Annotated in this window: 11 protein-coding genes; 1 reads left to right on the forward strand and 10 read right to left on the reverse strand. The window is 65.0% G+C overall.

Annotated features, from left to right (window positions below; genetic code table 11):
- Nucleotides 1–58 precede the first annotated feature (58 nt).
- The 10 genes from ACFQ7F_RS41355 to ACFQ7F_RS41400 form a co-directional block, all read right to left on the reverse strand.
- Nucleotides 59–307, reverse strand: coding sequence for a hypothetical protein (locus tag ACFQ7F_RS41355; RefSeq protein ID WP_383283116.1), 249 nt, complete (start codon nt 305–307; stop codon nt 59–61).
- 330 nt (nt 308–637) lie between these two features.
- Complete coding sequence (locus tag ACFQ7F_RS41360) at nt 638–1,255, reverse strand: hypothetical protein (RefSeq protein ID WP_383283119.1); 618 nt, start codon at nt 1,253–1,255, stop codon at nt 638–640.
- Nucleotides 1,242–2,483: an ABC transporter permease gene (locus ACFQ7F_RS41365; RefSeq protein ID WP_383283122.1), complete on the reverse strand. Its 1,242-nt coding sequence runs from the start codon at nt 2,481–2,483 to the stop codon at nt 1,242–1,244. Before ACFQ7F_RS41365 ends, ACFQ7F_RS41360 begins: the two co-directional genes overlap by 14 nt.
- Nucleotides 2,484–2,536: 53 nt before the next feature.
- Nucleotides 2,537–3,313, reverse strand: coding sequence for an ATP-binding cassette domain-containing protein (locus ACFQ7F_RS41370; RefSeq protein WP_383283125.1), 777 nt, complete (start codon nt 3,311–3,313; stop codon nt 2,537–2,539).
- Between the two features lie 70 nt (nt 3,314–3,383).
- Nucleotides 3,384–3,698, reverse strand: coding sequence for a hypothetical protein (locus ACFQ7F_RS41375; protein WP_383283128.1), 315 nt, complete (start codon nt 3,696–3,698; stop codon nt 3,384–3,386).
- A 270-nt stretch (nt 3,699–3,968) separates the two neighbouring features.
- Nucleotides 3,969–4,898: a LuxR C-terminal-related transcriptional regulator gene (locus ACFQ7F_RS41380; protein WP_383283131.1), complete on the reverse strand. Its 930-nt coding sequence runs from the start codon at nt 4,896–4,898 to the stop codon at nt 3,969–3,971.
- 87 nt (nt 4,899–4,985) lie between these two features.
- Nucleotides 4,986–5,960 (reverse strand): LuxR C-terminal-related transcriptional regulator, encoded by a 975-nt coding sequence (locus ACFQ7F_RS41385; protein ID WP_383283134.1) that lies wholly within the window; start codon nt 5,958–5,960, stop codon nt 4,986–4,988.
- A 90-nt stretch (nt 5,961–6,050) separates the two neighbouring features.
- Nucleotides 6,051–7,025 carry a LuxR C-terminal-related transcriptional regulator gene (locus tag ACFQ7F_RS41390; RefSeq protein WP_383283137.1) on the reverse strand — a complete coding sequence of 325 codons (975 nt, stop codon included), beginning with the start codon at nt 7,023–7,025 and terminating at the stop codon, nt 6,051–6,053.
- Nucleotides 7,026–7,042: 17 nt separating this feature from the next.
- Nucleotides 7,043–8,014, reverse strand: a complete 972-nt coding sequence (locus tag ACFQ7F_RS41395) for a LuxR C-terminal-related transcriptional regulator (RefSeq protein ID WP_383283155.1) — start codon at nt 8,012–8,014, stop codon at nt 7,043–7,045.
- Between the two features lie 30 nt (nt 8,015–8,044).
- Nucleotides 8,045–9,028 (reverse strand): helix-turn-helix transcriptional regulator, encoded by a 984-nt coding sequence (locus tag ACFQ7F_RS41400; RefSeq protein ID WP_383283140.1) that lies wholly within the window; start codon nt 9,026–9,028, stop codon nt 8,045–8,047.
- 310 nt (nt 9,029–9,338) lie between these two features.
- On the opposite strand from ACFQ7F_RS41400, the gene ACFQ7F_RS41405 reads away from it, so the two are divergent.
- Nucleotides 9,339–9,707, forward strand: coding sequence for a hypothetical protein (locus ACFQ7F_RS41405; RefSeq protein WP_383283143.1), 369 nt, complete (start codon nt 9,339–9,341; stop codon nt 9,705–9,707).
- The last annotated feature ends 179 nt before the right edge of the window (nt 9,708–9,886 follow it).

Raw genomic sequence — 9,886 nt, forward strand, 5'->3', positions numbered from 1 at the left:
CAGCTACTGCTACTGCTACTGCTTCCGCTACTGCTTCCGCTACTGCTGCTGCGGAGAATTAGTTGGCGTAGTAGGGGGTCAGCTCCCAGGTGTTGTCCGTGGCGCCGATCATGCAGTTCCAGGTCACGATCTCGCCGTTGTCCTTCATGGCCTGGCCGCGGGCCTTGCAGTCGTTCATGCTGCCGGTTCCGTAGATGTCCGGGCCCTGCCTCGACGGCGCCGCGGCCTGAGCCGCTCCGGCGGCGATACCGGAGAACGCCAGGACGGTGGCGCCGACAACTGCGACCTTCTTGAGGGTCTTGCGCATTTTTCGCTCGCTTTCGTGGGGGAGGACGCGCGCCGCGAGGCGCACGGCCGTTGCTTGGGGACGGACGCGGGGACACCACGCGATTCCGTCCCCCCGTCCCGGCCTGCGGTGGCACGTGACATGGGGCTCGTGACACACGACCGGGAAGGACGACGTAGGCGATACGTCTCGCACCTGGCACGGTCGTGGGTTGCGACCGCGCAAAGTGCTTGTGCGCCGGGGGTTACCCGGGCATTTGTTATGTGATCACACCGGAAGCCGAGGTTCCAAAGATCAAGACGCCCTGTTACACGCCTCTTACGAACCCCGGAAGAGGGCATTACTCAGGGTCTATTGCCGAGGTTGGTGACGAGTTCGGCGACGACATCGCCAGGGAGTTGCCGCGGTCGCCGTGACTCCGAGGCTCAGAGCAATGGCGGCAATGGCCCAACTGAAGAGGTCAGTTGCCGGGTTAGCCGTCCAGTCCCACCAGTTGAGGGGGTACCAGACCAGAAAGAGGACCGAAGTCAGAGGGATGACCCAGCCGAGTTGCTGCCCCATCGCACGGGCAGACAGCAGTGCGAGGCCCAGCCAGATCAAGACGGACCGCACGAAGACGATCCCGGAGGCCGGACCACTGGCAAGGGCCTCTGCACCGAACGAAAAGGCGCAGACCGTCAATGTCAGAGCAGCGCAGTAAGCGGCGCGCAATCGGTGCATCGTGGATGCGCCCATTGCATCGTGTGCCGACATGGCTCCGTCCAGAGCGGCGGAGAGGAAGACCGCCGAGAGAAGCGGAAGCTCTTGCCGGTAAGGCACGCCTGTGGTGACTCCTCCGCTGCCGATGGAGGGAAGCGCGATGTCGGTACCACCGAAGAACGCCGACAGAAGGGCGACAGCCGCGCACCCGGCGAGGACCGCCGCGCCCCGGTGGACTCTCGCATAGCGGAGCAGATCAGTGCCGTTCATCAGGCTTGCACCAAGAGCTCTCGCGAAGAACGTGGCTGCGCTCCTGCTCGACCCAGTTCCGCTGCTCGGCCGACGGCATCCGCGCAGCCTTGGTGGCCTCGCGCTGGGCGGTATTGACCCCTTCGACATGGAGTCCCTTGTCGGCAACGGCCGGGTCTTGCCCCATGGCCTGGTATTCGAGCCATAGGTGGATATTGTCCATGGACTGCCATGCGCGACGTTCGTCCTGGGGTGGGCGGCACCGGCCGAATGATGCGGTGAACACCTGGTCGGCCATGGCAATCGCCGCGGTGCGTACGTGCCCTTCGGCGATGTCGAAGCCTCGGTCTCCCAGGTCGGTTCGCTGGAGCCCGAATTCGTAGAATTCAGCGGGGGCCTTGATCCAGGGGTGAGTCGCCTGGTCGAGGTGCTGAGCCATCTGCGTCAGCTCTGGCAGGTACTTCCGGTGTTCGGGCCAGACGCACACCCGTGGGGCACTCTCGTCGGCACGGTCGCACAGCGGCGTGGTGGCCGAGGCAGGACGCTCCACACGCAGATCGCCTGCGGCTGGGACCGCGGCCAGTACGGTGAAGGAACAGACCACCGAGCCGACGGCAATACCGCGTATGTGCCATGGCGGTTTCCGGCGGGGTGTCTGGCGCTCGGCCTTCCTCTTCAGCGGCGGTGCCGTCACGGCCAGCACTGCGAGAGCGAGAGCGCACAGTAGGCGAAGGGCGACCGGTAGCGGGCTCAGGTGGGTATCCGGTGGTCCCGCAAGGACGTTGAATTTGAACGGCAGGGCCAACATGCTGATGAAGCAGCCCAGTGCACAGACGATGGGTGTGAATCCCGCCGAGGGCCACCAGCGACCTGCCAGATGCCCCACGGACGCGAAAATGATCAGGGTCGAGGCGCCGAGCAGCAGGTAGGACGGCCACAGAAAGCCCGGCCCTGCATCGCCGAGCGAGACGGCTGCGGCGGTGAGGCACCCGATCCCGTACGCGAGGAATCCGAGCGTGAGGGTGGCGGCCAGCCTCACGGCCTCGATCCGCCAGCCCGGCCGAGCGGCCGCAAGAAGGAACTCGGGCATCCCCGCCCGGGAGGAACGTCCGGCCTGCCAGGCGGAAACGCCGGCGAGAACGGGCCCCAGGAAGAGCGTGACGATCTGTGCCGCCACGCTCGCCTCGGGCCACACGCCTATCCAGTACTGGGACCGCCCGAAGAGCACCAGCAGGTCGACAGCGATCATCACGGGGAAGGCGGTGAGGAGGGGCGAGCGTCGCAGCTCAATGCGGTATGGGTTCAGCATGCTGCTTCCTCGGTCGATCCGCGGCTACCCAGAACCGTCATGTAGCCGCGCTCCAGCGGACTGTCTCCCGGAGCTTTCGGTGTTGACAGCGCAGCCAGTTCCTTGGGCGTACCGCTGTGGACCACCTGGCCGTCGCTGAGCACGAGGACAGCGTCGCAAGCAGCGCCCACGTCCTCCACCAGGTGCGTACTGAGCACAACGGCAGCCCCGGCGCGGGCGAGGGAACGAATGAGGTCACGAAAGTCGAGGCGCTGCGCGGGGTCGAGGCCGACGGTGGGCTCGTCGAGGAGGAGCAGGGACGGTGAGCCGACGATGGCTGCGGCGATACCGGCTCGACGGAGCATGCCGCCGGAAAGGGACTTCATACGATCGCGGGCCCGGTCGGTCAGCCCGACGGCAGCCAGTGCCTCCTCCGTCGCCGACTTGGCCTTCTTGGACGGAACCTCACGCAGCCAGGCGCAGTAGCGGACGAAATCGGTGACGGAGAACGCCGGGTAGTAGCCGAAGTCCTGCGGTAGGTAGCCGATTCGAGGGCGGACCTGCCGGACATCCCGTTCGCTGGTGACGGGCCTGTTGAAGAGCTCCAGTGATCCGCTCTGTGGTGGCGCGATCGTGGCGAGGGTACGGAACAAGGTGGTCTTGCCTGCTCCGTTGGGGCCCAACAATCCAGTGACCCCCGGCTGGATGGACAGGTCGAGACCCTCGATGATGCGTCGGCGGCCGTACCCCTGTGTGAGGGCCGTCAATCGGGCGACGGGATAAGTCGTCATAGATAGAATTCCCCAATTGCGGGGTGGGCCCGCCGGTACGGAACGGTGGGCCCACCCCAGTGCTGGTGAACTACTTGTGTGAGTCCGTGTGGTTTATCTTGAACGTGCACTCATAGGTGTCGTACTTACCCCGGTAGCCGTTGCGCAGCCTGTCGTAGTGCTGCTCATCGATTTCGTTGTTGCAGTTGTAGTCCGTGTACCACCCGTTGGAATACCACGTGTTTGCGTCGTTGCAGTACCCGTGACCGGCGGTTGAGTACCAGTACCCCCGGCAGCCGTCATCCCACGACCTCTCGGCGGAGGCGCTCGACATCGGAGCCGTAAAGCCGATAGCCGTAGCAGCCAACGCCGCCACGACGACACCCTTCGCGGCCGTGGTGGTCATTATTCGGTTTGCAAAAGAACTATTCTTCATTTCCCCCCCTGGGGATATGGCGCATAAGGCGCAAAGATTTCTCCCCCAGTCGTGAGTCTCGACAGGGTCGATCAGTCGATTGCCGCCGGGTCGACCCGAGTCGGGCTCCCCGCCGACATCACTTTGGTCTGACTGGGGGATGCGTCGCTAGCGTCATCTTGTTGCACTGCATGCCGCTGAGGTGGGGACAAAGGCGGCGAAGTCGGTTATTTGTGCGTGTCGATGAGGGTCCCTGTTGGCTCAGACTTCCGGGCCCAGAATCCCGGACTTGCCTATGAGGTAGCCAAGTTGAGCTCGACTGCGGCTGTCGAGGATGGTCGAGAGTTTGGAGATGTGGGCCCGGGTGGTGCGGACGTTCATGCCTAGGCGGGTGGCGATCTCCGTGTCCGTCAGGCCCTCGGTGAGGAGCGTGGCGATGGCCCGCTGGCGGGTGGTGATGCCGTCCTGCGCAGGCGTGGGCAGCGGAGCAGGGGCTGGGTACATGGGAGTCGCTCTGCGCCAGAGGAGTTCAAAACCTGCGGCGAGGTGAGCCACAACTGCGGGATGGCGCAGTTGTATGGCCACGTCCAGAGCCTCCCGTGTGGGGATCATCGCCACCCGCTGGTCGAAGACGAAGAGCCGCTCGGGAAGTTCGTCCAGAGTGCGGACCTCGACGTTGCCCTGCAACCGTTCGTAGTGGGCCAAAGTCGCCAACGAGTGGCGTGTCGTGTGTTGATAGAGCGTACGTATCCGACCACCTCGCTGGAGGAACCTCTGCTCAACGGGTCGCGAGTCGGCCAGATGTCCTGGCAGTCTCTGGCCGCCCGGTTGGATGATGCGGATCTCATCGGTGGTGGCCGCCGTCGTTTGGTCGATGACTTCGTCGATACGTGGGAACCCCTTCAGCACGACGACGCCGGAAGCGCCCGTAGCGGGGTTCTGGTTGGGGGCCAGCGATATCAACCGGTCGAATTCGAAAGCCAACTGCGCTTTACGGCGGCGCTGATGGGCGATGCCGTCCGCGATTCCCTGGAGCAGCTGAGGGAGGATGACGGAAGGTGAGACGGGGCGTAGCCATTGCGTACTGTCGGCGTCGGGCCGCAGGAGGCCGAAGTCGACAAGGCAGGGAGTGCCGGCGACATCTTGGGAGCTGATACCGCTGTCGCGTAGGGCACGGGCATACGCGGCCATGCCCTCCCCGCACAGTTCATGGGGTTCGTGTGCGTAGTGGCCAATGGTCATGTTGCCCTTGCCGTCGCTTGGTTGAAGTGCGATTCCCTAGTGTTCCTGATCGAGGAGACCCGACTGCCCTAGCCGGAAGCCGAGTTGGGCCCGGCTGTGACTGCCCACGGTTGCTGCGAGCTTGGCGATGTGTACCCGCGCAGTACGCACGTTCATACCCAGGCGGGCGGCTATTTCGGAGTCGGTGTGACCTTCGACGAGAAGTCCCGCGATGGCGCGTTGGCGGGCGGTTATCCCATTCTCCGAGGGCTGGGGGAAGGACTTGGGCCACATGGGGTCGGCCAGGCGCCACAGGCGGTCGAAGGTGGTGGCGAGGTAGTCGACCACAGCAGGGTGGCGAAGTTCGAGGGCGAGACTGCGGTCTTTGTTCGCCGGGATGAAAGCCACGTTGCGGTCGAAGATGAAGAGCCGTTCGGTGACCTCGTCGAGAGTGCGGGCTTCGACATCGCCGTCCAGGCGCTCGAAGTAGGCGAGAACGGGCAGCGAATGGCGGGTCGTGTGCTGGTAGAGAGTTCGCATGCGACAGCCGCGGCTGAGCAGCGCCTGGTCGCGGGTGAAGACTTCGGCCAAGGTTTCCGGAGGGCGGGTGCCGCCTGGTTGGACGGCGAGGAATTCCTCTGTGGTGTCGGACATGGCCTGGTCGATAGCCGCGCTGATGCGTTCCAGGCCGTCGAGAACGGTGATCGCGGGGTCGTCCGAGGCTGCGGACCCTCGCGGGTCCAGGGCCATGAGCGGCTGGAACGCCGCAGTGAGCAAGTCTTCCCGCCGACGCTGTTCCGTGACGTGGCCCTCGATGGTGCGGAGGAGGCGAGGGAGGGCGGCAGCCGGGGTGATGGGGTTCAGCCATTCAACGTCGTCGATGTCCGGGTGAAGCAGGCCGAAGTCGATGAGGCAAGGGGCTGCTTCGGCCTGCTCACTCCGGATCCGGCCTTCGTGCAGGGCGCGGACGTATATGGCCGAGCCTGAATCACAGAGCTGCTCGACCCCATGCGATATGTGCTCGACTGGCATGATGGGCTCCTCCCGTTTACCTGAAGCTATGTGATGCGTTCGGGGGCAGTTGCGCACGCGCCGGTCCGGAGTAGGAAAGCGCCCCCACGTCTAGTCGTCGAGAATTCCTGATCCGCCGATGAGGTAGCCGAGCTGGGCCCGGCTGTTGCTGCCGAGGGTGTTGGCGAGCTTGGCGATGTGGACGCGGGCCGTGCGGACGTTCATGCCCAGGCGGGCGGCGATCTCGGTGTCGGTGAGGCCTTCGACCAGCAAGCCGGCTATAGCTCGTTGGCGGGTGGAGATCCCGTTCGCCGGGGGTTGGGGAGTCGCAGTCGGAAGCATGGGCGTGGCCAGCAGCCAAAGGCGCTCGAAGGTGGTGGCGAGGTAGTCCACGAGGGCGGTGTGACGGATTTCCAGAGCAACCAGGCGATCCGGGTTCTTACTTGCCGGAATGAGAGCCATGGTCCGATCGAAGACGAGGAGGCCTTCGGTGACTACGTCGAGGCTGCGGACTTCGACGTCGCCCTGCAGTTGTTCATAGTGGGCGAGCATCAGAAGTGATTGGTGCGTGGTCCGCTGGTGGAGAGCGCGCACGCGACCACCCTGGGACAGGACCTTCTGCTCACGGGGAAGAGTAGCTGCCAGGCGCTCGGGACGGCCTGCGCCACTGGCGTGGACGGTGAGTACCTCCTGAGAGATGCCGGCGACTGCTTGGTCTATTGCCGCGTCGATTCGCGTGACGCCTTCCAGAACAGTGACGGCGGATGGCTCGCAGTCCGGTTCCGAGCGGTCGTTCAGCGTGAGGAAGGACTGGAATGCCGCCGTCAGGTTCTGCTCTCGGCGACGGTGGTGGCTTATGTGGTCCTCGATGACGCGAAGCAGGCGGGGCAAGGCGACGGCCGGGGCTGTGGGGCGTAGCCATCGCATGTCGTTGACATCGGGGTGGAGGAGCCCGAAATCGATCAAGCAGGGGGCCTGTTCAGCTTCGTCCCTGAGGATGCGGCTCTCGCGCAAGGCGCGGATGTATGTGGCCGAACCTGACTCGCAGAGCTCCTCGGCCCCGTGCGGTATGTGTGCGCCAGCCATGGCGTGCTCGCCCCCGGTCAGTGATTCTGTCGAAGCATTCCCGACCGGCCGATGAGATAGCCGAGTTGGGCCCGGCTGTGGCTGTCCAGGGTGGCGGCGATCTTAGCGATGTGGGCTCGGCAGGTGCGGACGTTCATGCCGAGGCGTATGGCGATCTCCGAGTCTGTGAGGCCGTCGACCAGGAGGTGAGCGATGGCTTGCTGCCGGGTGGTGATGCCGTCGTTGTCCGACGGCAGTTGCGCCGAATGCGGATACATGGGGGTGGCCAGGCTCCAGAGACATTCGAAGGTAGTGGCGAGATATTCGACGAGGGTGGGAAGCCGGATCTCCAGCGCGACACTGCGGTCTCTGTTCGCCGGGATGAAGGCGACGACGCGGTCGAAGACGAAGAGGCGCTCGGTGACTTCGGCCAGGGTGCGGACCTCTGTGTCGCCCTGGAGCTGCTCGTGATAGCCGAACACGGACAGCGAGTGGCGTGAGGTGTGCTGGTACAGAGTGCGCATGCGGCCACCTCTGGCGAGGACGCCTCTTGCGTCGGCAAGGGATTGGGCGAGGGCCTCAGGGGGGCGGTATCCACCGGGTTGGATGGACAGCATCTCTCGGCTGGAGTCAGCCAGTGCCTGTGCCACCGTCTTCTGGATGTGGGGAAGTCCATGCAGCACGGTGATGGCGGCAGGGCCTTCAGAGGTGGGCATGCGTGGGGCGAGAGCCATGAGTGACTCGAATGCCGTGGCCAGTTGGGTCCCCCGGTGCCGGTGATGCGCGATGTCCTTTTCGATGCCTTCGAGTAGGCGGGGGAGAGCCACCGTGGGTGCTGTGGGCCGGAGCCACTGCGTGTCTTCGGCGTCGGCCTGTAGGAGGCCGAGGCCGATCAGGCAGGGTGCGGGCTCGGCTTCCTCACTCCGAATGCGGCCCTCGGTCAGCGCGAGTGCGTACAAGGCGGAGCCCGCCTCACACAGCTCGTCAGCTCCGTGCGAATGAGTCTTCATCGTCACGTTCCGCTCGCTCCCTGACCGAGTTCACTGATCCTTGTCCAGGATCCCGGACTGGGCGATCAGGTAGCCGAGCTGAGCACGGCTTCCACTGCCCAGGGCGGCGGCGATCTTGGCGATGTGGGCTCGGCAGGTGCGGACGTTCATACCCAGGCGACGGGCGATGGCTTCGTCCACGTGGCCTTCGATGAGCAGTTTGGCAATGGTGCGCTGCACACCGGTGATGCCGTCGGTGGAGGGGGCGTAGGGGGCCTCGTCGACCAGCGGAGTGGCGCGACGCCAGAGTTGCTCGAAGACCTTGGCCAGGTACTCGACCATGCCGGGGTGGCGTAGCTCCAAGGCGACTTGGCGGTCGTCACGTGCCGGTATGAGCGCAACAGTGCGATCGAAGATCATCAATCGGTCGATCAACTCTTCCAGGGTCCGGATCTCTACGTTTCCCTGGGCCATATGAGCCGCGTAGGCGAGAGTCCCCTGGCTGTGCCTGGCCGTGTGCTGGTAGAGAGTGCGCATCGTGATGCCGCGGTCGAGGACTGCCTGGCCGCGTTTTATCGCCACGTTGAGAAGGTTCTCGCTCCGGCCACCTCCGGGCTGAACGGTGAGAACTTCAGTACGGCACTCCGCTGTGGCACGCTCGATGACCTCGTTGATGCGGGCGTCACCCTCCAGCACGGTGATGGCGTGCGTCGATGGTTCGGTCCGGGCGGTGATCGCCATGAATGGCTCAAAGACATCGGTCAATTCAACGGCGACTCTCCTGCGGTCCTGGATCTCCCGTTCGAGAGGGTGGAGACGCTGTGCGAGAGCGGCGGACGGAGAAACCGGGCGGAGCCAGTTCGCATCGTCCGGGTCAGGGTGCAGAAGAGCGAACTCAAGTAGGCAGGGTGCGTTCTCAGCCTTGGAACGAGGCAGGCGGCCGTCGCTCAACGCGAGGGCGTACAACCTGGAACCTTCGTCACAAAGAGGGGTTGCAGGGTGAGGATGTGTCGGTTTCGCGCTTGATGTAACCAAATCTCCACCCCCCAGGGTCCTGAACGTGCAAGAACATGATGCATCGTCTCTGTGGCTTTGACGTGCTCGATTGAGACATCGTCTTGTTGAGCCGGGGGAGAGGAACCTACCAAGTGAGGACGAAGCCGACCATGTTTAAGCGCATGCTTCGCTCGGTGCTTGTCACCACCTTCTCCGCAGGGCTGGTTATGGGCATGGCGAACAGTCTTGATCTCGCCTGGGGAAGCCACCCCCACAGCACCGGCACGAATTCCGTCGCAGCTCTACCGGGTGACCTTGCCTGGGGCGTTGCACCGGCGGGAGCAGGCGCATGAGTACCCCGCCGGACGACCGCACATTCCGCCGAGAAATGGCCACCGCCTACCGCTCAGGTTGGCACTTCATCGATCTTGCCACCGCGATACCCCACGCAGGCGACTCGTTGATGGTCACGCTTCTCGGTGAGCCGGTGGTCGTCACCCGTGACGACGAGGAGGAGATCCGGGCCTACCGGTGCCTCCGCAAGCCGCGCGGCGCCCCGCAGCCCGTGCGGTGTGCCATTCGGTACGGGATGGTCTTCGTCAATCTCGACCGGCGTGACCACCAGCTGGTCGGTGACCCCGGCCGGCCCGGCGAGCAGCAGGAACAGCAGAGTTCGGGCACTACAAGAGCCATCACAGCCACCCCCCGCAGCGCCTGACGCGATCCCCCGTCGTTGTACATCGCGCAGGTGCTTCCCCCAGCAGCGGGGGGCCCCGGGGGCGGTAAAACGGGGGGGCCGCGGGGGGGGTGGGGGGGCCTGGAGGCGGGGCGAAAGCCCCGGCCGCCGCCGGGGGGGGCGCCCCCCCCGCCCCCCCCCCCCGCGGCGGCGCGAGAGGA

It is taken from the genome of Streptomyces sp. NPDC056486 (assembly GCF_042795295.1).
Taxonomy (GTDB): Bacteria; Actinomycetota; Actinomycetes; order Streptomycetales; family Streptomycetaceae; genus Streptomyces.